This window comes from Colwellia sp. TT2012, assembly GCF_001440345.1.
Lineage (GTDB): Bacteria > Pseudomonadota > Gammaproteobacteria > Enterobacterales > Alteromonadaceae > Colwellia.
Genome location: NZ_LJYX01000002.1, coordinates 171,640 through 197,204, shown reverse-complemented (window position 1 = coordinate 197,204; position 25,565 = coordinate 171,640). Strand labels below are relative to the sequence as shown.

Annotated in this window: 25 protein-coding genes; 9 read left to right on the top strand and 16 right to left on the bottom strand. The window is 40.0% G+C overall.

From position 1 onward, the window contains the following. Positions 1 to 110: 110 nt before the first annotated feature. Together ASU03_RS00930 and ASU03_RS00925 are read right to left on the bottom strand one after the other, a co-directional pair. A complete protein-coding gene (locus tag ASU03_RS00930) occupies positions 111 to 356 on the bottom strand; it encodes a helix-turn-helix transcriptional regulator (RefSeq protein WP_057830023.1) in 246 nt (81 codons plus the stop codon). A gap of 61 nt (positions 357 to 417) precedes the next feature. Next, the gene (locus tag ASU03_RS00925) at positions 418 to 903 is read right to left on the bottom strand and encodes a hypothetical protein (protein ID WP_057830022.1); all 486 of its coding nucleotides are present in this window, start codon (positions 901 to 903) and stop codon (positions 418 to 420) included. Positions 904 to 1,089: 186 nt separating this feature from the next. Here ASU03_RS00925 and ASU03_RS00920 point away from each other — a divergent pair, with 186 nt between their 5' ends. Further along, positions 1,090 to 3,540 carry a cation:proton antiporter gene (locus ASU03_RS00920; protein WP_057830021.1) on the top strand — a complete coding sequence of 817 codons (2,451 nt, stop codon included), beginning with the start codon at positions 1,090 to 1,092 and terminating at the stop codon, positions 3,538 to 3,540. 17 nt (positions 3,541 to 3,557) lie between these two features. Here the strand turns inward: ASU03_RS00920 and ASU03_RS00915 are convergent, their stop codons facing one another. Beyond that, positions 3,558 to 4,316: a TSUP family transporter gene (locus ASU03_RS00915; protein ID WP_057830020.1), complete on the bottom strand. Its 759-nt coding sequence runs from the start codon at positions 4,314 to 4,316 to the stop codon at positions 3,558 to 3,560. Between the two features lie 455 nt (positions 4,317 to 4,771). Between ASU03_RS00915 and ASU03_RS20515 the strand changes: the two genes are divergently transcribed. Further along, on the top strand, positions 4,772 to 4,924 hold the full coding sequence (locus tag ASU03_RS20515) for a hypothetical protein (protein WP_157465779.1): 153 nt from the start codon (positions 4,772 to 4,774) through the stop codon (positions 4,922 to 4,924). Positions 4,925 to 4,962: 38 nt separating this feature from the next. Here ASU03_RS20515 and ASU03_RS00910 read toward each other — a convergent pair whose 3' ends face one another. From ASU03_RS00910 to ASU03_RS00900, 3 genes are read right to left on the bottom strand one after another with little or no spacing between them, the layout of a single operon-like run. Then, a complete protein-coding gene (locus ASU03_RS00910) occupies positions 4,963 to 5,286 on the bottom strand; it encodes a DUF3325 domain-containing protein (RefSeq protein ID WP_057830019.1) in 324 nt (107 codons plus the stop codon). Further along, positions 5,286 to 6,950, bottom strand: coding sequence for a PepSY-associated TM helix domain-containing protein (locus ASU03_RS00905; protein WP_082627084.1), 1,665 nt, complete (start codon positions 6,948 to 6,950; stop codon positions 5,286 to 5,288). Before ASU03_RS00905 ends, ASU03_RS00910 begins: the two co-directional genes overlap by 1 nt. A 25-nt stretch (positions 6,951 to 6,975) precedes the next feature. Continuing rightward, positions 6,976 to 7,245 (bottom strand): hypothetical protein, encoded by a 270-nt coding sequence (locus ASU03_RS00900; RefSeq protein ID WP_057830017.1) that lies wholly within the window; start codon positions 7,243 to 7,245, stop codon positions 6,976 to 6,978. 231 nt (positions 7,246 to 7,476) lie between these two features. On the opposite strand from ASU03_RS00900, the gene ASU03_RS00895 reads away from it, so the two are divergent. The 4 genes from ASU03_RS00895 (at position 7,477) to ASU03_RS00880 (ending at position 12,874) form a co-directional block, all read left to right on the top strand. Then, the gene (locus ASU03_RS00895; protein ID WP_057830016.1) at positions 7,477 to 9,618 is read left to right on the top strand and encodes a TonB-dependent receptor domain-containing protein; all 2,142 of its coding nucleotides are present in this window, start codon (positions 7,477 to 7,479) and stop codon (positions 9,616 to 9,618) included. 16 nt (positions 9,619 to 9,634) lie between these two features. Further along, positions 9,635 to 10,912, top strand: a complete 1,278-nt coding sequence (locus tag ASU03_RS00890; protein WP_057830015.1) for a DUF4374 domain-containing protein — start codon at positions 9,635 to 9,637, stop codon at positions 10,910 to 10,912. Between the two features lie 100 nt (positions 10,913 to 11,012). Then, complete coding sequence (locus tag ASU03_RS00885) at positions 11,013 to 12,122, top strand: PepSY-associated TM helix domain-containing protein (RefSeq protein WP_057830014.1); 1,110 nt, start codon at positions 11,013 to 11,015, stop codon at positions 12,120 to 12,122. Positions 12,123 to 12,163: 41 nt separating this feature from the next. Next, positions 12,164 to 12,874, top strand: a complete 711-nt coding sequence (locus tag ASU03_RS00880; RefSeq protein ID WP_057830013.1) for a phosphoglycolate phosphatase — start codon at positions 12,164 to 12,166, stop codon at positions 12,872 to 12,874. Between the two features lie 208 nt (positions 12,875 to 13,082). Here the strand turns inward: ASU03_RS00880 and ASU03_RS00875 are convergent, their stop codons facing one another. Continuing rightward, on the bottom strand, positions 13,083 to 14,567 hold the full coding sequence (locus tag ASU03_RS00875) for an FAD-dependent oxidoreductase (RefSeq protein ID WP_057830012.1): 1,485 nt from the start codon (positions 14,565 to 14,567) through the stop codon (positions 13,083 to 13,085). A 137-nt stretch (positions 14,568 to 14,704) separates the two neighbouring features. Then, a complete protein-coding gene (locus ASU03_RS21695; protein WP_082627083.1) occupies positions 14,705 to 14,920 on the bottom strand; it encodes a cysteine-rich CWC family protein in 216 nt (71 codons plus the stop codon). Positions 14,921 to 15,113: 193 nt separating this feature from the next. On the opposite strand from ASU03_RS21695, the gene ASU03_RS00870 reads away from it, so the two are divergent. After that, positions 15,114 to 15,698 carry a peroxiredoxin family protein gene (locus ASU03_RS00870; RefSeq protein WP_057830011.1) on the top strand — a complete coding sequence of 195 codons (585 nt, stop codon included), beginning with the start codon at positions 15,114 to 15,116 and terminating at the stop codon, positions 15,696 to 15,698. Between the two features lie 30 nt (positions 15,699 to 15,728). Here the strand turns inward: ASU03_RS00870 and ASU03_RS00865 are convergent, their stop codons facing one another. Both ASU03_RS00865 and ASU03_RS00860 read right to left on the bottom strand, forming a co-directional pair. Further along, on the bottom strand, positions 15,729 to 16,436 hold the full coding sequence (locus tag ASU03_RS00865; RefSeq protein ID WP_057830010.1) for a lipoate--protein ligase family protein: 708 nt from the start codon (positions 16,434 to 16,436) through the stop codon (positions 15,729 to 15,731). Between the two features lie 44 nt (positions 16,437 to 16,480). Further along, the gene (locus tag ASU03_RS00860) at positions 16,481 to 16,735 is read right to left on the bottom strand and encodes an AbrB/MazE/SpoVT family DNA-binding domain-containing protein (RefSeq protein WP_231731456.1); all 255 of its coding nucleotides are present in this window, start codon (positions 16,733 to 16,735) and stop codon (positions 16,481 to 16,483) included. Positions 16,736 to 17,273: 538 nt separating this feature from the next. Here ASU03_RS00860 and ASU03_RS00855 point away from each other — a divergent pair. Continuing rightward, entirely contained in the window at positions 17,274 to 18,125 is an 852-nt protein-coding gene (locus ASU03_RS00855; RefSeq protein ID WP_057830009.1) for a delta-class carbonic anhydrase, read from the top strand. 124 nt (positions 18,126 to 18,249) lie between these two features. Here the strand turns inward: ASU03_RS00855 and ASU03_RS00850 are convergent, their stop codons facing one another. Continuing rightward, positions 18,250 to 18,711, bottom strand: a complete 462-nt coding sequence (locus ASU03_RS00850) for a methyltransferase family protein (RefSeq protein ID WP_057830008.1) — start codon at positions 18,709 to 18,711, stop codon at positions 18,250 to 18,252. A 346-nt stretch (positions 18,712 to 19,057) separates the two neighbouring features. Here ASU03_RS00850 and ASU03_RS00845 point away from each other — a divergent pair, with 346 nt between their 5' ends. Continuing rightward, the gene (locus ASU03_RS00845) at positions 19,058 to 19,723 is read left to right on the top strand and encodes a PEP-CTERM sorting domain-containing protein (protein ID WP_057830007.1); all 666 of its coding nucleotides are present in this window, start codon (positions 19,058 to 19,060) and stop codon (positions 19,721 to 19,723) included. 325 nt (positions 19,724 to 20,048) lie between these two features. Here ASU03_RS00845 and ASU03_RS00840 read toward each other — a convergent pair whose 3' ends face one another. The 5 genes from ASU03_RS00840 to ASU03_RS00820 form a co-directional block, all read right to left on the bottom strand. Next, positions 20,049 to 21,155 carry a multicopper oxidase domain-containing protein gene (locus ASU03_RS00840; RefSeq protein ID WP_057830006.1) on the bottom strand — a complete coding sequence of 369 codons (1,107 nt, stop codon included), beginning with the start codon at positions 21,153 to 21,155 and terminating at the stop codon, positions 20,049 to 20,051. 129 nt (positions 21,156 to 21,284) lie between these two features. Next, positions 21,285 to 22,901, bottom strand: coding sequence for a thiamine phosphate synthase (thiE, locus tag ASU03_RS00835; RefSeq protein ID WP_057830005.1), 1,617 nt, complete (start codon positions 22,899 to 22,901; stop codon positions 21,285 to 21,287). Positions 22,902 to 23,237: 336 nt separating this feature from the next. Further along, positions 23,238 to 24,032 (bottom strand): thiazole synthase, encoded by a 795-nt coding sequence (locus tag ASU03_RS00830; protein ID WP_057830004.1) that lies wholly within the window; start codon positions 24,030 to 24,032, stop codon positions 23,238 to 23,240. 5 nt (positions 24,033 to 24,037) lie between these two features. After that, positions 24,038 to 24,250 (bottom strand): sulfur carrier protein ThiS, encoded by a 213-nt coding sequence (thiS, locus tag ASU03_RS00825; protein WP_057179314.1) that lies wholly within the window; start codon positions 24,248 to 24,250, stop codon positions 24,038 to 24,040. Between the two features lie 144 nt (positions 24,251 to 24,394). Next, positions 24,395 to 25,564, bottom strand: a complete 1,170-nt coding sequence (locus ASU03_RS00820; RefSeq protein ID WP_057830003.1) for an FAD-dependent oxidoreductase — start codon at positions 25,562 to 25,564, stop codon at positions 24,395 to 24,397. Position 25,565: the final 1 nt, after the last annotated feature.

Here is a 25,565-nt window from a genome sequence, read left to right as displayed (position 1 = left end):
ATTATTATTTGCAATTATAATAAAGCGAGGCAGGGTTTTAAGCAATAGCTTTACCAAAGCAAATGAGAATTGATTACATTAATTTAAGATGATAGGCTAATTTCATTCACTTACACTTTGCTAGTGTCACTGTCATTGGCTTGCCACTGAAATAACTCATCAAGAGGGCTGGAAAATATATCGCTTAAACAAAAGGCCACCTCTAATGACGGTGAGTACTTGCCAGCCTCGATAGCCGCAATCGTTTGACGGGTTACCCCTATGGCTTTAGCTAATTCTTGTTGAGTCATCTCATCTTTTTCAAAACGCTTTTTTCTTAACTGATTACTAATAACGCCTTTCGCTTTTTTACTCATGTTTTTCACCTTAACTATTTACCTTTATTGTTTACCTGTACTAGGCACATTAACTCTCCTGCTAAGCAGCTTTGCGGTACCGATAAATTTGTGTCGCCCGTAAAACAAACTCAACCAATAGGCCTGAAAACATTAAGCCGTGAATGAGAAAGTCGATGGGAGGGACGTTAGTGAAAAAGGGGTAATTAGTAATAACGCCTTGGCAAAATATATGGACAAACAAAATAATGATGCAAGTACTCAAGTTATAGTAAGCCCATCTAGTCGCTCTAGCTTCAATAAGTTCATCTCTTTCATCAATCAAAGAGATGTCTTCACCGTCACCATTCACCTTTCTAATAACAGCTAAAATGGTAAAAGCAATGATAACAAAAATGATACTGGCGATTATTGTGCTCGCCCATAAGGCAACTATTTGCTCTGCATGGCTAGCGAATGTGCCCTCAAGCTGAGTGATACCATTGGCATAATACCAGGCGATGACTAGGGTGAAAATCACACTAATCCATGCGGTTTGCTCACTAAAATTACTATTTTTAAAAATCATAGCTAACCTTCCTACCTTTACAATGTTAAGTAAACTTAACACAAGGTAATACCAAACAAACACTATGTCAAATATTATTAACATAGTGTTATATTAAATTAACATCACTTAGTAAGTCGCTCAATCCGGTTTACTATAAATTTTACTATACTTAGTGAATCCGCCCGTAACAACTAGGTAAGGATTATGCATTTTGATACCGGCATTTTAGTACTGGTATTTGTGGTGCTATCGCTAATAATTGGTGCTATCACCCGTGATGTCCTAAAAAACACTCCCATTCCCTATTCAGTGGCGCTATTGGTTATTGGCTTAGCGCTCGGTTTGCTCCAACGTAGTGGCATCTTTGCGCAATATATACCGTTAATGGAGCAAACTGTACTGATGATCGCCGAAGTCGATCCTCATTTAATCCTGTGGTTGTTCCTACCTATCCTAATTTTTGAAAGTGCCTTCGCCATGGAGGTGCATTTATTTCGCCGTATTTTTTCCCAAATAGCACTACTAGCTGTGCCAGGTTTGATGGTAGCAACCCTGTTAACCGCCGTACTGGCAAAATATGCTTTTCCTTGGGATTGGAGTTGGCCCTTATGTTTTATGTTTGGCGCCCTCATTAGTGCTACCGATCCCGTTGCCGTGGTGGCGTTACTGAGAGAATTAAGCTCGCGTAAACGACTGGAGACCTTGATTGAAGGTGAGTCATTATTTAACGATGGCACCGCGATAGTTTTTTTTATGCTATTTCTGTCTATGGTGGTCAGCCCGAGTGAAGTAAACATAAATCCACTATTCATTGCTTGGGATTTTTTACGGGTAGTATTTATTGGCGGCTTTATCGGCGTTTTCTTTGGTCTTATTGTCATTCATTGGATTGGTCGAATATTCAACGACCCCATGATTGAAATCACGCTATCTATCGTGGTTTCTTACCTGGCCTTTATGGTCGCCGAAGCGTTACATGTTTCCGGTGTAGTCGCTGTGGTGGTATTGGCGTTAATGTTTGCCAGCTTAGGCCGCACTAAAATTTCTCCTGAGGTCAGTGGTTTTTTACATCATTTTTGGGAGATGATGGCTCATATTGCCAATACTATTATCTTCTTACTGGTGGGCACCCTCATCGCCGGTAGAGTGCAATTAGATAATAGCCAAATGTGGTTTGCTTTGCTGATTTTATATATTAGTGTACAAGTTATTCGTAGTCTTTCGGTGGCGCTATTTATGCCATTACTTAAACGTATTGGCATAGGTATCACCCGAGAAAAAGCTATTGTGTTAGTTTGGGGCGGGTTACGCGGTGCGGTATCATTAGCTTTGGCACTAACCGTGGCACAAAATGAACTCATACCTAGAGAAATAGGTGATCAGATCCTGTTTTTATGCGCCGGCATTGTCGTACTAACCATGTTAATTAATGGTGGCAGCATGGGTTGGCTACTTAAAAAGTTAGCCCTTAATCGTTTACCCGAAGCAAAACAAGCCACAGTAGATAAAGCCAGTGGCGAAATAAATAAAACCCTATCGGCTATCTTACCCGAGATGATGGCCAATGAGTTTTTAAAAGGTGCCAATTGGCCACAAGTTAAAAAAATTTCCGGTATTCATGCGGTCAGCATCCAAACCCAAGTAGATAAAATCAGTGATAAAGAGTTAATCACTGCCTACCGGCGACGTTTGCTCGAAACTGAACGTAAACATTATTGGACTCAGTTTGAACAAGGCACCTTGGGGGAAGGGGCGACCAACAAACTCGTAGCCTCGGTTGAACATGCCCTTGATGGCACACCCACCATAGCACCACGTACTGAACTAGAAAGTTTATGGCAAACACCGCCACTGTTAAATGCTTTAAAAAATATTAAAACAATGAAAAAATTCGCCCTAAAACTTAGCTTTAATCGTTTGTCATTAAGTTATGAGGTTGCCCGGGGCTTTATTCAGGCTCAAAGTGAACTTAAATCACATATTGATGAGTTAGCGCCCAACGATATAGCCGCTGAAGATGTACATGTTATGGTCGAAGATAACAAAAAAACGACAATGTGTTATATCACCAGTTTGCGCGAAGCCTTTCCAGAGATCATCCATAGCTTAGAAACTTACTCTGCTTGTCGATTGCTATTGTATCGCGAGCGAGCGGTTATAACGCAGCAACTAAAACAAGCGGTACTTGATAAACCCGAAGCAGAGCGCATGATAATGGCGGTGGAAAAACGCATGGCGGCACTCAATAAAGCGACCAATATTGAAAGCTCAATTTCTGGCGAGCAGTTAATCAAACAGCTCGCTTGGTTACAAAAACTGCCCAAAAGCACCCAAGATAAAGTTAACGCCATAATGCAGCACAGTATTTATAACACCAATGAAGAAATAACCAAGGCTGGTAAAGCCTTTTGTGCCTTAGGCATTATCACGCGAGGTACAGTGGAACTAGTACGAGAACAAGATGGCAAAACAATTACCAGTGTCTTAGGTATGGGCGAAACAGTGAGTGCGATATCGTTACTCTCTGGCTTTTCTGCTGATACTATTAAAGCGACTTCCTTGGTGGATATTATTTGGTTGCCTGGTGAAAAAATCAAACCTATCTTAGCCACTGAGCCTGAATTATCACAAGCTATTGGTAAAATGATGCAATAAATTACCCCACAAAATAATTAAGTAGCAACATACTTAATTAGCATGGCAAAACACATAAATACCACTAAATAACGTAAATAGCTCACTGGTATTTTGAATAAGCAATGAGAACCTAACCAAGCACCTATAAATTGCCCCACCATCATGAGTATGCCCAGTAACCAGACTACATGACCAGCAAACAAAAACACCAGCAGTGAGGCAATATTGCTGGCAAAATTCAAGGTTTTTGCGATAGCCGTTGCTTCAAGAAATTTCTGACCACGTAAAGCTCGACCTGCCAAGGTAAAAAACGAGCCAGTACCAGGACCCAAAATCCCGTCATAAAAACCAATGAGCGGTACAACAAACTTCTTATAACCTGCTGATGATACTCTCACTGGCTTATTCGCTTCATCAACCATTGGTGTGATTAAAAAATATATACCGATACAAGTAATCACCACGGGAATAATAACCGTCAGCATTTGTGCATCAACAAACTGAAGAATGACAGTACCTATCACCGAGCCAATGAAAGCAGATAGCATTAAGTATTTCACCTGATGCCAGCGCACTCGTCTACCACGTAACATCATCACGCTGGCCGTAGCTGCGCCCATACTTGATTGCAATTTATTCGTTGCCAATGCAGCTAAAGGCGGCATGCCAGTCATCATTAACGCCGGCAGGGTTAATAAACCACCGCCACCTGCCAAGGTATCAAGAAAACCGGCAACAATGGCGATGGTAAATAAAAAGCAATAAATTTCAATAGTTAAGCTTACAAAATCCACAACAGGTCCTCTAAATTTCAACTAAGTCTCGAGCCAAACCACCTAAAGATATTGGTTTCTAAACCTGCCCAACGAGGACACATTTTCCATCAGCTTGGCAATACATCAACAAATAGCCGCATATTTTAAGAAAGTGATCAACAATTAGCAACACACTAGGGACAATAATCGATATCAACGATGAAAATAAAGTGCCGGTTTTAGCTTAACTAGGATGAATGATGATGAACTAATACCATTTTCATTAAGTTTGTGATCTTGTTGTGCGTAGTAAAAATACTTCAGGACAAGGCGCTTGATTGAGCAATAGCTGGCTATTGGGATTGAAAGCAACGAAGGGCTGGATTATTTTAACCAGCACAAGTGAGCAATCATTTAATGAAACTGGTATAAGACTTAACCAATGAAGTGTGACTAGCCTAATGTTTGAGATTAACAATCACCAAGGAGATTAAATGCCAAGAGCAGATTTATACGATAAAGCCCCCTGCCCTCAATTACATCCAAGCAGCCTAACACAAGGGGGCGCCGCTGCTGCTGCAGAAGAGTTATCCCATCAGGCAAAACAATTACAAGAGATGTTAAAACGCTTTAAGTTAATGGCATAGTCACTGGCAAAGTCCAAGCTTAATAAAAAGCATTACGGCTAGCCGATGAAAATACTAATGCTCGCGAGTAACGAGATAACAATGGCTAATGGCGGCACTATTTTCGCTCGGTAGGTTAATAACAATATCAGTAATAAAGTCGCTATGGTCAGTGCGCCAAATAACAATGCTGGGCCAATAGACCAACCAAAAAGTTCGACACTTAAATAGGCCGTGAACGACAATAATAGCCAAGCCAATGGTCGTAAAAATCGCACCACTAGGCTAGAAACCTGATACGCTAATACCTGCTCTCTATGTTTGCTCATGGCTAAACAAAAAAGCACCATGGCAGAAGAACTTAAGCTGGTTAACACTAACATTAGCACTGTTCCTTATGCGCTTGCTGCACTGGCAATAAACTACTACTAGTTGCAGATAATGGCGGTTTACCCTGTTTTACGCTTTGTTTACTTGACTGTGTACTTGGTCGTTTACTTGAATTTTTACTTACTTGTAAGGCTTTAACTTTATAAGCGGCAAAGGCAAAACAGCTACCAACCAATAGTAAGGTTAAGTCAAAGCCGGCTAGATTCCAGTCTTGCTTACTAAGGCTATTAAATAAGTGCTTATCTGTGGTTAGTGCATTCACTAACGGTAGCGCCAAATAAACTAGGGCCGCCAATTGTAATTGCTCAGACCAAGCTTTAACCGCTGGGCGAAACGCTGGATAACTAAATAATATTGCCCAGCTAAAAAACATCACATGTGCTTCCCAAGCTGCACGTCCAACCATATCAAGGGGTAATAAGCGATTGGCATAAAAATATAAGGCGATGGCAATCGGTAAAGCAACAATGGTGCCGATATTTAATTGCTCAACCAGACGATAGCCAAAATCAGGGCCATTAGGCTTTTTCATTTGTTGAGGTTTACGCTTGGTGGTCCACAAGATTAAACCCGAAGCAATCATCGCTGCGCCGATAAGGCCGGTGAAGAAATATATCCAGCGGGCTAATGGTCCAGCAAACTGGCCTTCATGTAGAGAAATAAAGCCATTATGAATCATACCTGCGGCAGTATACTCTTTAGCTTGCTGAGCTATAACTTCGCCGGTAACAGCGCTTATCATCACTTCATCGGCTGGATTATAAGTAATGTCGGTTTCATGACGAACAAACAATACCTGAGCATTAACATCGTTAGCAGCAAACATTTCTACGTAACTTAATTCATTCCCTTGCCAAGCATTTTTTGCCTGCTGATATAGTGTTGAAATATCTAACATATCCGCAGCTTGGTTGGCTTTTTCTAAATGGACGGTACGTGGGTATATCTCTTTACGCATTTCCTTGTATTCATCTTCATTGGTTTGTAAGTTGCTACTTAACACCATATAAATAAAGAGGAAGAACAGTAAACCGCTATAGGTGATCATAAAGTGAAATGGCAGGGCAATAACACTTAAGACATTGTGAATATCTAACCAGCCGGGCAAATATTTTTTCGCTCTGAAAGTAAAAAAGTCGCTGAATATTTTTTTATGAATAACCACGCCGGTAATAACAGCAAGCAGCATCAACATAGAACAAAAACCAACTAGCCAATAGCTGATATCGGTTGATAAATAGTGCAAGCGATAGTGCATTCGATACAGTAATTTACCGCCACCGGTTGCTCTACTTTCGATTTTATTGCCCGTATTGATATCCAACACTTTTATCTGGTATCGGCCTCTTTTTTTACCCGGCTCTGCTGAATGTCGCCAACCGACACGTAAATTTTGATCGCGAATATTGGGTAAATAAATACTCCATTCATCAATGCCTTGAGCGTGCTTGTTGAGGTAACTCTGCGCGGTATCAATTAACTTTTCATTGCTAATATTATGTACAACAAATGGTCTTTCTGGTTCCATCCATCGGGTTATTTCCTGGTAGAAATAACCCAGAGAACCGGTTAAAAACATGAAAAACAGCATCCAGCCGACAATAAGACCAACCCAAGTATGCAACCACTTCATTGATTGTCTAAAGTTATCTTTCATTAGCTAATCACACCGGTAAGCGATTTCAATAACCACGTTGCTGCAATAACTGACTAATAAACAGGGAAGTAGATATAGCTAAGACATAGCCGCCAAAAAGGGCGGCTAATACGCGAAAGAATACTGACCAACGAGAGCTCGTTAGATTTAGTTTATTGATAAGGTAAGGCACTGTTATTCCATGTTTTCGCTTAGTGAGCGTATTTAATACGCCAAGTTCAAGGTTGCCGCTATAACCCTGTGCATGGCGCAACAATAATATTGCCATGATAACAGTAATGTTAATAAAAACCATTATCGTTTAATTACCTATAAGTACTAAGTTTATTTTTGCGCAATATATTGCTACTTCTTACCGAATTAAATAACTAACAACTCACTAAGTTGTTAGTTATTGATCCCTCTAATAAACATCTTTTTACCTATTGACACAAATAACAATACAAATGATAATTCATCTCATTATTATTTGTATTATTTGTCTTTACCAAACAAATAAATCTTTCCTGAGTAATCGGAGCATATTGTGTTTTGCCAAAGCAGTACAAGATTCACGCCTACCACTATTTATTTGACTTGCTGTCTAACTAGCCTATTTTTTGCCAACCATGCTATAGCCGATAATGAAAAGCCAGAGAGTAATGCCATAGAAAAAATTGAAGTTATTGGCCGTGATTCTACCGAAGAGCTGACTTCATCTGGTTTTGCCGTAGAAGTATTACTCACCGAAGCGTTCAAAAATTCAAATTATAATCTGTTGCAGATTTTGCAAAGCTCACCGGGTATTAATGTTCGACAAAGTGGCGGCGTTGGCGCTAAATTTAATTTGTCGCTTAATGGCCTTTCCGGCAATCAAATTCGCTATTTTTTTGATGGTATACCGATGGAAGATTTTGGTTCTGCCTTAACCTTCCCGGCTAATTTAGTTGAGCAGATAGAAGTTTATAAAGGTGTGGTGCCCATATCTCTTGGCGCGGATGCATTAGGCGGCGCTATTAATGTTATCACGCCCGCCCTTGACCAAGACTTACTCGATATTTCTTATACCTACGGCTCTTTTAATACCCATAAGGCCAGCATCTTTGCCCAGAAAAATTTCGATAATGATGTTTTTATTCGGCTATCAACTACCCTAGAGCACGCTGATAACGATTATAAAATGCATAACGTTAATCGCACCGATGAGCTAGGTAACGTTATTGGCACCATGACTGCCAAACGTTTTCACGATGAATATTCCGCCGGCATGATCAAGGTAAAATTTGGTGTGATCAACAAAAGCTACGCCGATGAATTATCTATTGCTATTACTGGCGCAAAAAATCGAAACAATGAACAACATACCGCAACCTCTATCAATAGCGTTTTTGGTAAATTTTATAGTGAAACTGATACCCAGTTAATATCGGCTATTTACCAGAAGAACTTCGATGCCTTATCGTTATCCGCATATCTGCTTACTGGTCAAACCGAAGAGCTTATTAACGACACATACAATCGAGATTATAACTGGCTAGGTGAATACACGGTTAAAGCCGATGAATTACAAGGTGAGCTGGGCACAAAATCGTTGTTCACCGTCACTGATGATATCTTTAGAGCGAATATTTCTGCGCAGTATCAACTTAGCGCTGATAGCTCCATACAAGTTAGCCATAGTAATAATTACTTAAAAAAAACTGGCCATGACCCAGTCAATTTAAACAATACCGTTTTTAGCTTGCCCAACTGGATCAGAAAAGCCATTACTGGTTTAGCCTTTGATACCAGTGCCTTACAACAAGAATTAAAGTGGAACATATTTGCCAAACATTACGGTTATCAAGGTGAGATTAACGCAGAGCAGTCAATTGATTTCAACTTACAAAATGTCAAAAGTGAAGTTGATATAAGCGAAATAGGTTATGGCTCAACAATAAGCTACCAGCTGCACCCTGACTGGTTAGTGAAAACCTCTTATGAACTCGCCTATCGCCTGCCAGAAGCTGAAGAAATATTAGGTACCGGAAAATACGTTCGTCCTAACCCTAATTTAAAGCCGGAAAAAAGTCACAATATAAATGTAGGGCTATTAACTGACTTTACTTCACAAAATACCACCCATCGTTTTGAAGCCAATATTTTTTACCGTGACTCCAGTGATTTCATTCGTTATGTGCCTGACCGTATTATTTATGGCATTTACAAAAATTTGCAGAAAGTCGAAACCACAGGCGTGGAAGGCTCTTATTACCTGAGCTTTTATGACAATTATTCGTTGCAAGTTAATGCCACTTATCAAGACATAATCAACAAATCATCAGTGGATTATGAGGGTGTTACCGATCTTAATTATGGCAAGCGCATGCCTAATGAGCCCTACCTATTTGCCAATGCCCGTTTAGCGGCCAGCTTTTATCTGGCTAATAACGATCAAATAGCTGTTTTTTGGACCACTGCTTATGTCAATAAATTCTTCTTAAATTGGGAAGGCACTGGCGATGATGAGTACAAGTTATATATCCCAACACAAATAACTCACGATTTCGATGTTGAATACAGCTTTGCTGATGGCAGTTACAACCTATCACTCTCGGCACGTAATATTTTAAATACCGAGACCTTTGATAATTTCAAAATAGAAAAACCCGGTAGAGCCTTCTACCTCAAATTTCGTTACCTTTATTAACTTTTTAAGGACACTCATGTTTAAATTAAAAACATTAGGTTTGCTTATTGCAGCCTTAACATTAACCGCCTGTGGCAGCAGTGACAATAATGAAAAAGAAAAAGAAAAAGAAAAAGAAGTAATCGTTCAACCTGTTGCTGTAGAGCCAGGCCCATTTTCGTTTGGCTTTAAAATTACAGGTGATGAAAAGACAGAATATTTAGTTACCCAAGAGTCAATAACAACTGAAGCATTAACCGCTGATGGCACAGGCATTGAGCAACAAGGCTGGAACTTTTTCTACCCGGTTGGCAATACCTTATTCATCACTGGTTATCTACATAATCAAGCAACGTCTTACAAAGTTAATGCCGACAACGTCGTCGCCAAGCTCGCTTCATTTGAATTTACTAATGCCCTAGAAATGTTTGGCTCAGTAGATGACAAGATACTACTCGCCACCGATGCACCAAGAGATGGCAATCATACTAAACGTACATTATACACTGTTGATGCCGAAACGGGCTTAGTGACCAATAAAGTTACTTACAGTATTCATGACCTAGATACTGGCACACCCGGTGAAGGTACCGTTGCTTATCCTATGGGCTTAGTTGTCCGTGGCGATAGTTTATTCATGCCTTTTCATAAAATGGATGATGCCGGCAATTGGGGCACACCAGAAGCGAATAAAGCCTTTGTCGCCATTTATGATTACCCACTTACTGAAGGCGCTACGCCCAAAAGTATTATTACTGATGACAGAACCAGTAATATTGGCGTAAACGGTAGTACCACCGGTATGATCAAAACTGAAGGTGGCGATTTATATACCCTATCTAATGGCTCAATTGCCGTTGGTTTCTCACCTGCATCTACTAAACCCTCTGGCATATTACGCATTAATAAAGATGAAACTGTCTTTGATGCTAACTACTTTTTTGATATAGAAAAAGCTACTGATGGCGGAAAAATTTTCATATTTGATTATATTGGCGATAATAAAGCCTTGGCCCATATCATCACTGATGATACTGATGCTGCATCATGGGGTGCGTTCAGCAAAAAATTGATGACACAAAAATTAGTGATCATTGATTTAGTAGCGCAAACCATTACCGATGTCGCCGATGTACCACTGCATAGCAAGCGCTACAGTTCACCGATAGAAATTATGGATGGCAAAGTTTACCTTGGTATAGAAACGGGCGCTGAAACTTTTGTTTATGTCGTTGATATCAACAGTGCGACTGCCACTAAAGGTGTAGAAATTAAAGGTAAAACCATCAAAGGTTTCTACGACTTATATCATTAAGATATTACTTTACTCTGTAATAAAACCTAGCCCTAAGTAATTAAGGCTAGGTTTTTATTTATATATGTAATTTAACCGTCCTACTTTTATGAAAAAGAATATGAAAAAAAAACTACATCAATGGCATTCTTATGGTGCACTGATTGCCATGATCCCCTTATTACTGATCTCAATTACCGGCAGTATTTTAGTGTTTAAAGTTGAGCTAGATATGCTACTAATGCCTGAAAAAATGGCCGTGGCTGAATCTTCACCGACAACAAGACTTTCTCTAGATTCCTTAATGGCTAGGGTTAAAAGTGCTTACCCTGATCATGAAATAGGTAGTTGGGAGATATTTAACGATCATCACAGAACTGATACTGCTTATATTATTGAACACCATACTAATAAGTGGTCAAAGCTCTATTTAAATCAATATACTGGAGAATTATTATCAACACCGGTTGGCCTTTCCGACAATTTAACTGACTGGCTGCTAGATTTGCATTTCAAGTTATTACTTGATGCCAATGGTATATTTTTAGGGGCAATAGTCTCTATTATTTTATTGTTTTTAGGCATCAGCGGCATGGTATTATATCGTCGATTTTGGCGTTACTTTTTTACCCTAAGAGTCAAAGCCGCTAGCCGAATATTATTTAGTGATATCCATAAAATGGTGGGTATTGCCAGCTCACCTGTCATTATTATTTTAGCCTTCACCGGCGCTTATTGGAATATTGTCGAGGTTATCCACGAAGTTGAAGAGCATGTCATCAAAACACCTCATATTCTTACTAAAGCTTTCCATAACCCAAATATTTCTTTCCAAGCACTTTATGAAAGTAATGCAAAAACAATAGCCGATTTTGAAGCCACCTATCTGTTAATGCCCTATGAGCCTGAAATGAACATCACCTTCTACGGTAAATTAAACACCAGTAACCCGTTAAATAGTAATTACGCTAGTAACATTAATTATGACAAAAGTTCAGCTGAAGTGGTTAGCTCACAAGATGTCAGGCAAGCCAGTTTTGTACATGTCGCGGTTGATAGTTTCCGTAAATTACACTTCGGTCATTTTGCCGGTTTAGCCAGTAAATTGATTTGGTGTCTATTGGGGTTAAGCCCTGTTATTTTAGCTTTAACTGGCTTGTATCTGTTCTGGCATAAGCGCCGTAAAAGGGTTGCCAATATCCGATATTACTGCAAAGCCGCAATATTATAAGTTACTGGCTATCCAGTGACTGAATGGTAAAATGGCGCTCAATGTTTACCATTTACCCTAGTGAGAATGCCGTGACCCTACAAGAAAAAAACGTCCTATTATTCGACCTTGATGGCACTTTAGTTGATAGTGCGCCAGATCTCGCTTTAGCGCTAAATAAAACCCTACGACAGTTAAAACAGACTGAATATAGTCAACAGACGATTCGTCATTGGGTCGGTAATGGTGCCAAGACATTAGTTGAGCGGGGATTATCTGGCTCAGAAAATATTAGTGAGCAATTAGATCCCGCGCTGGTAAATGACGCTTTAGCAATGTTTCTCCAGCATTACCAAGATGGCGTGTGCATTGAGTCAACCCTGTATGACGATGTCAAAGAAGGTCTATTCATATTAAAAAGCTCGGGTTTTCGCTTGGCTATCATTACCAACAAACCCACCGTCTTTATCCAGCCTATTTTATCGGCTTTAGGCATAGGTGGACTGTTTGAAATCCTCATTGGTGGTGATACTTTGACTGAGAGAAAACCCCATCCTGCCCCGTTAAATTATGCCTTAGAGCAACTTAAAGTAACTGCCGAGCAGTGTTTAATGATTGGCGATTCTAAAAACGATATCTTAGCGGCGAAAGCTGCCAACATAGACAGTGTCGGCTTAACTTATGGTTATAACTATGGTGAAGATATTGCTACCTATCAGCCACAGTGGTGCTTTGACACTTTTAACGAACTACTGGCAGCCCTGCAACGTTAACACTCACTAATTTACTATTATACCAATTCCACTAAGTTCTTGCCCACTTGTGCTGGTTAAAATAGCCCAAGACTATGTTGCTCTCAATCCCAATAGCCAGCTATTGGTCAATCGAGCGCCTTGTCCTGCAATATTTTCCCTAAGCACAACAAGATCACAAACTTAATGAAAATGGTATTACTTACGTTAACTTACGCTAGGCAGGGCGCTACAGGTTCTTTGCCAAAGCAATAGGGTAGTCGCGCTGTTTGGCTAGTGCTATGGCTTGTTCAGTGACTTCGGCGGCAGTGCATTGCAGGCTTATGGGGAAATAGTGTTCCGTTAAATATTTGCCCAGCTCTAACTCGGCAACTAAGCCGCACTCGACTAGGTTTTTCAATATAGCATCGGCCGCCGCTAAGGCCGATGAGGCTTTAACAATTTCTGCACGGGCATAATGTTTACCATAAAAAGAGACATCCGCTGCGCGTAAATCAGCATCTTCCCCGGGAATTTGCTGAGCGCCAAATAACGGTTTTGCCGCTGCCACTGCTGTGCTAAAAGCCGGAATAAATTGGGCAATATGGGCAATGGACCCTAAAGTCCTATTACTTATCAGCTGCTCAGGCCACTGTTTATCAATTTTTTCGATAAATCGTGGTGCTAATTTTGGCTGGGCACTTTGCTGACAACTGGCCACTAGGCCTTGGTCAAACAAAGTAATGTCTTGGGTCATACCATGTAGTTGAAAATAGCCACCTGGGTATGGCGTTAATTGCGCCATCCCTTGCGGGGTACCGCGCTCGCCATAAAAGACAACCTCAGGCCATAAACCTTGGCATTTAGACCAATGGGCAACATAAGCGGCTTTAAACTCCACCATACGTTGCCGCTTAGCACTTACCATGTCATCAATTTCCCCACTTTTAAAACCACAGGCATTAATCACATAATCATAATACTGATGGCTAATAACTTGGCTCTGTCGGTGCTGAGTTGACACTTGCCAACCTAAAGAATTTTCTTGCTTAGTAATAGCGATAACTTGGCTGTTAGTATGTAAATGACAGCTGGGCAAACGCGCTATCGCCAAATTGGTAATAGCAGCAAAACGAAATGCTGATAAGCCATATTCTTGTACTAACAGCACTGGAAATTTAAGACGGTCCAAATCAACATGCTGAGCAAAGGCGACTAACCAATCACGATGATCTTTTGCCTCGCTTGGTAACGGTAAATCGAGTAGCGCATCTAATTCTGCTCGCGAGTAGAATCGAAAATAATGCTCAGGTTCACCGAGTACCTTGTTACTCTCATCTTCAGCCACCAATTCAGCATATCTGGCGCGTAACTTTTCTAGACGAGGTAATAGATCTTCCGGTTGACCATGATCCGTTTTAGGTAGTGCAATAAGCGTCGGCCGAATATTAACGCTGTGTGGATAGACTTTAACGGTATCAATCGATTGCTGTAATAACGTCAGACATTGCTGGTCACAAATCTCACGATACAAGTTACCGCCCGCATGTAAATGGCAAAAAGGTGGACCATTGACTAAGCTCGGGCCTTTTTCTATTAACGTGGTGTCTAAGCCGAGTTCAGCAAATCGCAACGCTATGGTGGAGCCCGCAACACCACCACCGATAATGGCAATTTTGGCTTTTGAACTTAATAATGGCTGGTGAATTTCTTGGTTTGCTTGGGCTTTATTCATAATGGTGACAAGAAAATGTGTTCATGGGCAGTATTTTACATCGCTGGGCGCTATTTTCGTAGTGCTTAGGGTAAATAATGTTTGTTCGCATATGTTTTTATTTTTACAGCGAATAAAATAGGTATCATAAAAAACAGTTACTCTGCACTATGACTTAACGTTTGTTGCTGCAGATAACCTCTAATACAAGCATTACATATGCAAGTTATGCCCTTTAGATGAGTAGGTACCTTTGCCAAAAGTGCTTCGGGCACTTGGCTATTCATACACCAGCACCCACTGCTAGCGTTAACATTGCAACAATTATTTTGCTGACATAAAGGGCAAATACTGTCATCAATTTTAGACGTCATAAAAGTTCAGTAAATAAATTTTTTAGGGGGTAATAGCAAACGGTGATGTTAACAGCTTTACCCGTGTTAGTACGTGTTTTAAGGCATACAAAAGTAAATGCTTTCATACTGCTTTGACTGAATTTAAGCTTGATGAAATTTTTATTTAATCAAGCGGTCTTTTAAAAGATAAACTTCAAAAGGCTTAACTTAAATGAATACTCGATTTAATTTATCACTGAATCAAAAACTCTTTATAACACTTTTTTCATTACTATTATTTGCCAATATTTCCTTCGCCAATACCAGCATTGAGGTAGGTCCAGCGTTTGGTAAACAAGCACCCGCAATATCAGTTATTAATACGCTACAGCAGCCAGTGAATATCAAACAACTCAGTGGTGATAATGGTTTGATACTCCTTTTTTTTCGCTCTGCTGATTGGTGCCCTTTTTGCAAAAAACACCTAATAGAATTAAATAATCATGCAGAGAAATTTACTAATTTAGGTTATGGTTTAGCGGCTATTTCTTATGATAATACTGATATTTTAAAAACCTTTGCTAAGCAGAAAAACATACGTTACCCATTACTTTCTGACCAAAAAGTACAAACAATGTTGGCCTACGATATTGTTAATGAAGAATATGCTGCAACTAGTAAGCATTACGGTATCCCTTACCCGGGTGTAGTAGTCATTGATAACAAGGGCAATGTGATTCACAAACATTTTTTCAAAGGTTATAAAAAGCGCGTTAACTTTACCGAGCTTTATTTACAGCTGAAAAATGGTACTTAGCACAGCATAAAGCTAGTTAACCTGACGGTTTTATCGATATAAAGCACTATCGACAAAAGCTTGCGTAAGCTGCTGATATAATTTATCTATTGTCGGTCGCTCAGTAATCTGTTCAAAAAGCGTGGTATGAACCTGCGCTTTTACTCGCTCTGTTTTAGCAGAGAGTTGATAACACAAGTTAACTGGCTTGATGATCTCATCTAATAACACATCAATAAGAATAAAGGCTTGCGCTAACACTATCTTGCCACCGCCTTTTTTCAAGATAACCCGCTGCGCGGTGCCAACAATTTTTTTACCGTTAATATTCATATTGTAATCGCCATCACAGTAGGAAAACTCAGTAGCATGGGTCTGGCTTACTAAGTTAAATTGCTGGAAAAAACCCTGTAAAACTGTACATAAGTTTTCATAGGCTTGGGGAATCGAATACGGCGTATCACTTGACCACAAATAAAGGTGCGATAGGTTAATCACACCTGGGCATTGCGGCACAGGTGCACCACCCGTTTTACGTGAATGTAAAAGCCATTGGTCGGCTAATAATTCCGTTTTAAGCGTATCAGATTCAGGCCATTTTTTACTGGCTGGTAAGACTAAGGTCGCTTCTTTGGCTTGCCAAAGCATTAAACACTGCTTAAGTTCACCTAATTGTATTTGCTTTATTAGCTGGGTTTCTTTGTCAAAAACATTAGCAACTGAAATTTGTTGATAGCGTAGTAGCTTATTAGGACTCATATTTACTTCTTATGGTATTGCTCTGCATATTTAACCGGATACCTTCAGGAGTCTTCCTCATGCATTTGACCGTCAATTAACATCATTTGCTCAGCAGACTTCTCATCATGTTTAGTCAGGCGATAACTGCCATCAAACATATTTTCCAAAAAGATACTTTCCCCTTCACTGGTTTGTAATTGTTTTAACACTTCTTCAGGAAGTTCAACCCCAAAATTAACACCAACTCTTTGTATTTTAAGTTCAATCATAATAATACTCTCAGTTAATTGCCAGACATTAGCTCGGTTATATTCCAATGTTACAGCTCATGCGATATCGCCATACTCGGCACTTGATGTAATTAAAATTATAGCTGGCTATTTTATACTGACGAATATTGCTTATATCAGCATATTCATTCAATTTTCCCGCAAGTAAACACCATATCACTATGCTAGTGACGGATTACAATTTTTAGGCTCTGTTGTAGTTTGGTGTTGCTGAGTAAACAAACGAGACGCATAAACCCTTCCATGGGCTTTGCACAAGCATCCATGCTTGTGAAGCTCGTTTATATCACATCAACAACACCTTCTTTCAAATCAGCGTGTTACATTATAGACAACAGTGTTCTACAACAGAGCAAATTTTTAACACATTAAGCAGGGTATGTACGGGCTGAATTAGTGTCTAGTCGCAAATTTTTCTGTAGCATACTCGGTTATGAAATTTTGGTAAAAACGATAAAAAAACAAAGGCTAACATTGCTCAATTGTACAATCAATTAAGTAGATAGATTGAAGTTGTGCTATTCGCCATCAGTAACCAGTTAAATAACAACCTTAAGGATAAAACATGAAAAAAAATATTATTGCATTTGCTATCGCCGTAACATTAATACCACTAATGGCTACAGCTGGCAGTGGTCACGACAACGTTGCCGACAGTGTCATTAAAAAGCAACGTGCTATGTTAGAAAAAAATACTGACGGTAAAGGTTTTGGCCCACAATCTCCTCGTGATATTGATAACATCCAAGGAACAAATGCTCGCGTATTCGGTGCAGCACCGGCTTATACAGCAATGAACTTATGTAATATTCATTTTCATAAAAATGCTGAGCATAAAGGCGGCGAATTTGCTAAATACGCTGGCAACGGTGATGGTCACGGCTTCCAAAGTGGTTATGTTTATTCTGGCAAGTTAAGTTCAAGTGAAAAACAAGCAACAAAAACAGCTATATGCCCAAGTAAACATGGCGGCTTATATTCAGGTGATACTATTGAAGTTCATTACGTGCATTCAAGCGCGCAAGTAATGCCTGGGCCAACATTAGGCGCTTGTTTAAGTGAATCAATCATGAACCCACAATTAAGGGTAGAAACACAAGTATATGTATTGGTGAATGATAAAAATGCTTTAGATTTTACCAAACTAACTAAACATGGCGTTAAATTTGGTTATCAACAAGCATTCAATATTCCTAATAATATGGGTACACCAGTGCAATATGCTGGCTCAACTACAGGCCCTGGATATAATGAAAAAGGTTCGCCATTGCAAGTGTCTTGGAGTGTTCGTCCTCAAGTTGCCAAAGTTAATATCGAATCTGTTGGACAGTGGTGTAAAGGTAATACCTTTAAAGAAGACCATGCCCATGGCGTGCGAAACTTAGTAACCAACCCTAAGTTACTATCCTCAATGTAGAATAAGGAAGTTATTATATTTTTTATTACAAGGGAATTGCAGTGATGCACTTCCCTATTTGTTTGCTATTAATTATAAATTTTTTCTAAATTATAGCCCTACATTCGTTATATACCCGTGATCATTATAACCACGGACGAACCTTTGCTTTATAGTCAGAAAATTCTACTTTAAATATCGCCGAAAGCGCTCTTTCTTCAGGCACAATTTGAAAGCGTTGAATGTAAACGATATACAAGGCAATTAACGCTATGCCCCAAGCCGATGCTAAGTAACTAGCCCAAGCAAATAATAATGCAACAAAACCCACATACATGGGATTACGAGTAAATTGATAAACCCCCGAAGTAACCAGTGAACTAGCGGTATCAGGCTTGAGCGGATTTACCGTTGTTTTAGCTAATCGGAAAGATATTGCACCAGATAAAGCAAAAAATACTCCTGCGAGAACAAAGCCCAGAACCATCGAATATTTTACTGTAGCAGTTAGCGCTAAAATAGCTGTAAACTTGCTTACGCCCCACATAGCCGCAGCAATTAATAGTGCAACTAATGGTGGTGGTATCTTGTTCTCTAAAAATTTCATTATTATCCTTAATATTTGTTACTGTCTGTTTAGATGATATTTCATAGCAACTTTATGTTTCAGTAGTGCCACTGTTTTCACCTCATCATTAAGGCCTTTATTGATAATGAGAGGCAAGGCCCTACCTATGTTATTCAACTTTATCAATTATATAAAAAATGTGTCACTATTTTTTACAACATCTATAAAAATATTTGTTATTAATTCTGATATTTCTGTTAAACAGCCAATTCCAGTGGTATACAGTATACTAAAAATATCTGGTACAATTTTTGCTTATCAATATTGTAAGCTCAAAGACATTATAATTTGGTGTCATGATTTTTATTAATAAGGATATACATAAATGTACAAAGTTTTTTCTAGCCTATTTAAAAGTGCTCTAGTTATTGCATCGTTATCTCAGGCAGCACATGCAAACGTTCTACCTAGTGACACTGATTTTACTTTTACTTGGACTGCAATTTGTGGTGATTGTAATTCAACAATGGGTGAGTTTGATGCGCTTACAAATATCGAAGTTTCAGGAGCGATTGTATTAAACGGTTATACCCCAGGAGAAGCGTTTATTATTGACAATAACAACCTTGTATCATTCTCTTACGATGGCCCATCTATTCATATAGACGCCTTTACATTATTAAATAATAACAATATTGCGGCTAGTAATAGTATTTTTGAATCTGGTATCTTCAATGTGTCAGGATCAATAACTGCTGATCAATCTAGCTTTGAGCTAGACTTTTCCCATACTATATGGGAACAATCCGGCACAACATATTACGAATATCAACAAGGTTTAAATGCTTACCCTTCTAATATGGATATTCACTTTGGGCAAGATGGCGCATGGGCCTTTAATATTCAGGGAATTCCATGGGATTTTGGTGTAAGTGCAGTTATAGCTCCGGCATCAAATTCAGTAACAGATATACCTGAACCAACTACACTTGCTATTTTTGCATTAAGCCTTATGGGTTTAGCATCACGTAAATTAAAAAATAGCGCTTAAATATTTTACCAACCTTTTAAGCATCTGCCATTTGTCAGGTGCTTTTTTGCTTACGTAGCAAATTTAACCACTCTACTTTGATTGAGCAATCATCAAAAAAATACCTTTTGGTGAGTTTTCGGCTTCAGTTATCGCAGTAACTACAGTAATACTATTTACTCCTGTTACTCGCAATAAGCTAGTTATAGAGCAAAGCTGTCATTTAATATTTTTCTCACTCAGTTTTTCACAAAGCACTAGCCGTATGCTAGCCACTAGCAGCTAAAGGCAAGTGCGGCCGCGGCGATTAACACTCGCTGCTGTCCCATTAGTTATATAATACCTGTTATTTTGCCAACACTTGATAAAGTGCCGTCATACCGGCAGCGATATGATCATTAACATGACAGTGATACATCCAAATGCCCGGATTATTAACCGTCATATCTAAGGTTTTCATCGACGCTGGCAATAATTCCACCACATCAGTTCTATGGCCATTGATCAAACCGGTATGACCATGCCAATGCGGGGTATGTAAATCAACTTCTGTGCCTAAGGCAATTAAATGCCAACGCACTTTTTCACCCTCAACCATAGTTAAACCAGGTAAGTTAGCAAACAGGTAACCGTTAATCATATGCATCAGGTTACCTTCAACAAAATCTTCGTCTGCAGTGATGTCATCGCTGGCCGGAGCGGTCAGATAATTTTTGATATTATCAGCTAAAAACCAGCTTTCATTTTCATTCATCACGGTATAAAGATTGATAAACTCACGATCAACATCTTTAGGCGAGCCATCAGCCTTGGCCATGCCTTTCGCGGTAATGACAATAGCGCCAATCAAGCCGGTATTAGAATCCCTGATGCTGTTTACGTGTGAATGATAAACCCAGACTACCGAACTAGTATCTGCCGGCCCAGGACCTGCAGTTTCTGGCACTTGCCAGTTATACGTATAAGTTTGCCCTGGCATCACTCGATCATCTAGGTTATCTTTGCCTGAGGTACCGTCGTTGGTAGGTGAGCCTTCATTGGCCTTGTTGTAAAATACGCCGTGTGGGTGAATGGTATACGGGCGTGTACCGTTATTTTTAAAGACGACTTTGATGGTATCGCCCACTTCGGCACGAAACAATGGTCCCAATAAACCCAAATGCTGCTCACTGGCTGGGCGTGCTTTTAACTGGCTAAAAGAAGCATCGGTATATGCACGGTAAAGCGCTTTTTTATACTTACTGCCGATGGTGTTTTCACTGGCTTTAACAAATACTTGCTGCTCTGGCATTAACGGCATATCCATCATTAAGTTGTGATGCTTTTCTGCATATTGCCATTCAATTTCGTCGGCGGCGACATAATAAAGTCGCTCAACAGCAACGGCTTGAAATGAAAATAAAGTCGCTAAAATCACTGTCAAACGACAGAGAATAGATATCATGGTATTCATCTGGTGATACTGCTAATGGATTAGAATTGCCCCATAATAGCAAATACGAATAATTATCAATAGTATTTTATAAACTGTTAAAGCATAAATATGCCCAAGTAAGCTAGGGTGCGGGGAAAACTCAACGTTCTACCCCTTAACAATGATCTGTTCAAATGCTGCTACGGCTTGCTCTGGAGTTATGCCGTGTGATTGTTCCGCTTCAGTGATCGCGGTAACTACGGCAATGCTCTCGACACCAGTGGCAACTACGTCTATTGCCCGTTCAAGATTAATACCACCAATGGCAACCACTGGGATCTGCCAAGCATTTTCTGCTGGTCGCAAACTTAACACTTGCCTTAAGTTATCTAGCCCTTGGATTTGCCCAGTCATGTCTTTAGTTTTGGTCGGAAAAATTGCCCCTATGGCTAAATAAGACGGCTGTAATTGTTGCGCTAATATAAACTCATAACAACCATGAGTGCTGATACCTAAACGTATGCCAGACCGTTGAATAGCAACTAAGTCAGCATCAGCTAAATCCTCTTGGCCAATATGCACACCATAAGCACCATGTTTTATCGCCAGTTGCCAATAATCATTGATAAACAGGCGAGTACCATAGTTTTTCGCTAACGCTACCGCCGCAATAATCACTTGCTCTAACTCGTTTTCAGTCAAGTTCTTCACCCGTAACTGAATGATTTTCAAACCTAGTGGTAACAAGCGTTTTAACCAATATAATGAGTCAATAACCGGATAAAGACCGAGTTTATCTCCGTGTAAATTAAGTGAGCTAAACGCGGGTAACTCTTGGTATTGCCCACTTAAGTCATCAACAACTTCGGCGAAGTGTTGAGCCCTATCGGTGCAATTAAGCAGCCAAGCTTGTTGCTCAAAGGCACCGTAATATTGATGCTGTTGTGATGCACTCATGACGATACTCGCCGACAAACCTTGGTTGATAAAAGCTTTGCTTAGCATAAAGGCATCACGCATAAGATAACCTTGGGCAAGGAAACTCGCTAAGGCGCTGGCAAAACTACAGCCACCACCATGAGTAAAATGTGTTGTTAGCCGAGGTGAGCTAAGTTGGTAACTGATCGCTTGATGCCGTTTTTCTTGGTTGTCTTGTTTCTCATCACTGAGCTGATTGAGTTGGTGATGACAATAATCAATCGCTAAGCCATTATCTTTATCACTATGACCACCTTTAACAATAATGCTGGTAATAGCAAAGTCTTGATATATTTTTTTAGCTAGGGTCTGCGCATCATGTTTATCTGCTAACGTATCAAAACTAGCTAATATTTTTGCTTCCATCAGGTTAGGGGTAATGACATCCACTTGCTCCAATAAAGGAGTAAGTTGCTCTAGGCTAAGGCAGCTAAAACTACCACCAACACTGGCTTGACCAACAGGATCATAAACACTGATTAAGTTGGACATGCTTGCTTTAAATTGCTTAAGCAATTTAGCTAGCCAAATCACTTGCTCGACATTCGCCACTAAACCAATTTTGATCACGGATGGTACTTTGTCATCGATTAATAATGTGGCTTGTTGCTGTAATATCTCAACCGATACAGCATTCACACTGAGCAGCTGCTGAGAATTTTGCACGGTATTAGCGGTAATAAGGTGACAAACTTCCACCCCTAAAGCATGACCGGTTTTTATATCCGCCGCTATGCCAGCACCACCAGAGCAGTCACTGCCAGAAATAGTCCAGATTATTGGTTTCTTCTTATTAAGAACAGTCATAAATGTCACTATATATGTTGATTGTTAAGGCTCTGTTGACCTTAAGTATTGCTGCGTGAATAAGCGAGACGCATACACGCTCTTTGACATCCTGTCACCGCGATATACCGTTCGTCCTGAACATAATCCCGTCCATGGGGATCTACACAAGCATCAGGACAATATGCTCCATGCATTGTCTAATAAGGTACATCCTGTACCGTCTTGCTTGTGAAGCTTGCTATTTCACATCTGCAAAACTTAAGATAAAACAACCACCTGAGTTTTTAACAGCGATAAGTTGGGCAGAGTACTTTTGACGCCTTAATTGGGTGCTATAGCAATAAGCCGTTTAACTCACGATTGATGCCAAAATGGAGTATCTAATGTCGGCGTTGATGGATGAGCGGTCTGTCTTTGCTCCATGATACCGGCGACATAACCTTGCTCACCTGCTTGCAGTGCTTGGCCAAAGGCTTTTGCCATCAATACTGGGTTATCTGCCAGTGCCACCGCACTATTGAGTAATACGCCATCATAGCCCATTTCCATCGCTAAACATGCATCAGAGGGTTTACCGATACCGGCATCTAAAATCAAGGTAGCATCAGGTAAACGTAAGCGAATGGTCTCTAGGTTATAAGGGTTCATCAAGCCTTTGCCTGTGCCAATGGGAGAGGCCCAAGGCATAATAACTTGGCAGCCTAAATCATACAGACGCTGACATACAACTAAGTCATCGGTGCAATACGGCAGCACTTTAAAACCCTCGGTTATAAGTTGCTCGGTGGCATGCAGTAATTCGATAGGATCCGGTTGTAAGTTATAATCATCGCCAATAACCTCTAACTTAATCCAGTCAGTTTGAAAAATTTCACGACTCATATGTGCCAAAGTGACCGCTTCTTTTGCTGTTTTACAGCCGGCAGTATTGGGTAATAAATGCCCCTTGGTCTGCTCAATTATTTCTTTTAAATAGTGCCAAATTTGTTGACCCGACTTTTCAGCTGGATTCTGTCGCTTTAGCGACAATGTCACCACTTGTGAGCCACTGGCCAAAATCGCTTGTTTCATCACCTGTGGTGACGGGTATAAGGCGCTGCCAATCAGTAAACGACTATCTAAAATTTGTCCATATATATTCAGTGACATTGAATTTAGCCTCCTTGAATAGGCTGTAAGACATCGAGACTATCACCATTTTTTACCATGGTGGTGTCGTAATCTGTTTTACCAACAAAATCACCGTTAAGAGCCACAGCAAAAGTGCTCTGTTGCGGCTCAATAAAATGCAAAGTTAACGCCGAAGTAATACTAATATGGTTTTCATGGCCTAACGCGTACGCTTTTCCGTTAATATGAATGTTCATAGGAGATTCTTTATATTGATTCTTGTCTATTTATTATATACCCGTAACCATTCAAAGTGCTCGATTTCAGTGGGAATTAAAAGGACTTTAGGCAAGGGAAATAATGGAAGCATAGTCATGCTATGGTTTAATTATTTAGTAACATTAACCGGCAACTATGCCTGAAAATAAGTCGGCATAAGGCAAAGCTATTTCGGTATTATTTATTCTATTATCAATAACCGCCAGTGTTTGTTTAAGCACCACGGGGGCTATCAAAAATCCATGGCGAAACAAACCATTTACTTGAATAAGTGTATCTTGCACGGTAATTTTAGGCTGATTATCACTAAAGGCTGGCCTGCATTGACTAACGTGTTGACGAATATTCGCTTCAGCAAAACCAGGATGCACACTATAAGCTGCGCTTAATAATTCCATTGCCGAGCGTACTGTCATAGGTGAATCATCGTCGCTTTCAATTTCAGTCGCGCCCACCACATAAAAGCCTTTGCCCTTGGGCGCAATATAAAGCTGATATCTAGGATGCATTAACCGTACTGGCCTTGAAATATTGACCTCGGGTGCAAACAGCTGAAACAGCTCACCCCTAACCGATCTTAAGTCTGCCAAAGGAGCACAAGTATCATGACTGTTTTTACTGGTCGCCCCTGTGCCTCGACAATCAATAACCAGATCAAACTGCTGGCTGTGTTTATCGCCACCTTTTATGTAACCTAGCGAACTGCTTTCTTCCGAAGTATTGATTTCAACCACCTGGCATTCACTTAACCAGTTAAGCCTATTGCCTGTACTGGCGTGTGGGCTTTCTTTTTCCAACTGCTTACGCAGTGCCACTAATAAGCGGCGATTTCCCAGTTGCCCTTCTTGTGGCAGGTACAAAGCTTGGTTAAAACTACGGCCTATTTCCGGCTCTAATTCAAGTAATTCTGCGCGATTTAGCGAGTATGATGCTTGCTCCGGATAGTTGTTCTTTAAGTGCCTAACAAAGCGCTGATAGTCACCTTTATCTTGCTCATGACTGACCATGATGGCGCCAGTTTGTTGAAACATGGTATGTTCATGCAAACTATCGAGCAAAGACGGCCATAAGCGTAATGACTCAAAACCCATACTAACAATATTAGGCTGACAATGAAGTGATTCACCTAATGGTGTTAATAACCCTGCGGCAGCATAAGCTGCGCTGTGGTGGGCGAGTTTATTGTCTTTATCAAATAACGTAATGGTTACGCTTGATGACTGTTTTTGTCGAAGTAAAGATAGGGCGAGTAATCGCCCCATCAATCCTGCGCCAACAATGGCAATATTCATC

Bases quoted from the DNA above. Each gene is read 5' to 3' on its own strand.
- ASU03_RS00930 (WP_057830023.1), bottom strand. From the start codon at position 356: ATGAGTAAAAAAGCGAAAGGCGTTATTAGTAATCAGTTAAGAAAAAAG.
- ASU03_RS00925 (WP_057830022.1), bottom strand. From the start codon at position 903: ATGATTTTTAAAAATAGTAATTTTAGTGAGCAAACCGCATGGATTAGT.
- ASU03_RS00920 (WP_057830021.1), top strand. From the start codon at position 1,090: ATGCATTTTGATACCGGCATTTTAGTACTGGTATTTGTGGTGCTATCG.
- ASU03_RS20515 (WP_157465779.1), top strand. From the start codon at position 4,772: ATGCCAAGAGCAGATTTATACGATAAAGCCCCCTGCCCTCAATTACAT.
- ASU03_RS00910 (WP_057830019.1), bottom strand. From the start codon at position 5,286: ATGTTAGTGTTAACCAGCTTAAGTTCTTCTGCCATGGTGCTTTTTTGT.
- ASU03_RS00905 (WP_082627084.1), bottom strand. From the start codon at position 6,950: ATGAAAGATAACTTTAGACAATCAATGAAGTGGTTGCATACTTGGGTT.
- ASU03_RS00900 (WP_057830017.1), bottom strand. From the start codon at position 7,245: ATGGTTTTTATTAACATTACTGTTATCATGGCAATATTATTGTTGCGC.
- ASU03_RS00890 (WP_057830015.1), top strand. From the start codon at position 9,635: ATGTTTAAATTAAAAACATTAGGTTTGCTTATTGCAGCCTTAACATTA.
- ASU03_RS00885 (WP_057830014.1), top strand. From the start codon at position 11,013: ATGAAAAAAAAACTACATCAATGGCATTCTTATGGTGCACTGATTGCC.
- ASU03_RS00880 (WP_057830013.1), top strand. From the start codon at position 12,164: ATGTTTACCATTTACCCTAGTGAGAATGCCGTGACCCTACAAGAAAAA.
- ASU03_RS00875 (WP_057830012.1), bottom strand. From the start codon at position 14,567: ATGAATAAAGCCCAAGCAAACCAAGAAATTCACCAGCCATTATTAAGT.
- ASU03_RS21695 (WP_082627083.1), bottom strand. From the start codon at position 14,920: ATGACGTCTAAAATTGATGACAGTATTTGCCCTTTATGTCAGCAAAAT.
- ASU03_RS00870 (WP_057830011.1), top strand. From the start codon at position 15,114: ATGAATACTCGATTTAATTTATCACTGAATCAAAAACTCTTTATAACA.
- ASU03_RS00865 (WP_057830010.1), bottom strand. From the start codon at position 16,436: ATGAGTCCTAATAAGCTACTACGCTATCAACAAATTTCAGTTGCTAAT.
- ASU03_RS00855 (WP_057830009.1), top strand. From the start codon at position 17,274: ATGAAAAAAAATATTATTGCATTTGCTATCGCCGTAACATTAATACCA.
- ASU03_RS00850 (WP_057830008.1), bottom strand. From the start codon at position 18,711: ATGAAATTTTTAGAGAACAAGATACCACCACCATTAGTTGCACTATTA.
- ASU03_RS00845 (WP_057830007.1), top strand. From the start codon at position 19,058: ATGTACAAAGTTTTTTCTAGCCTATTTAAAAGTGCTCTAGTTATTGCA.
- ASU03_RS00840 (WP_057830006.1), bottom strand. From the start codon at position 21,155: ATGAATACCATGATATCTATTCTCTGTCGTTTGACAGTGATTTTAGCG.
- thiE (WP_057830005.1), bottom strand. From the start codon at position 22,901: ATGACTGTTCTTAATAAGAAGAAACCAATAATCTGGACTATTTCTGGC.
- ASU03_RS00830 (WP_057830004.1), bottom strand. From the start codon at position 24,032: ATGTCACTGAATATATATGGACAAATTTTAGATAGTCGTTTACTGATT.
- thiS (WP_057179314.1), bottom strand. From the start codon at position 24,250: ATGAACATTCATATTAACGGAAAAGCGTACGCGTTAGGCCATGAAAAC.
- ASU03_RS00820 (WP_057830003.1), bottom strand. From the start codon at position 25,564: ATGAATATTGCCATTGTTGGCGCAGGATTGATGGGGCGATTACTCGCC.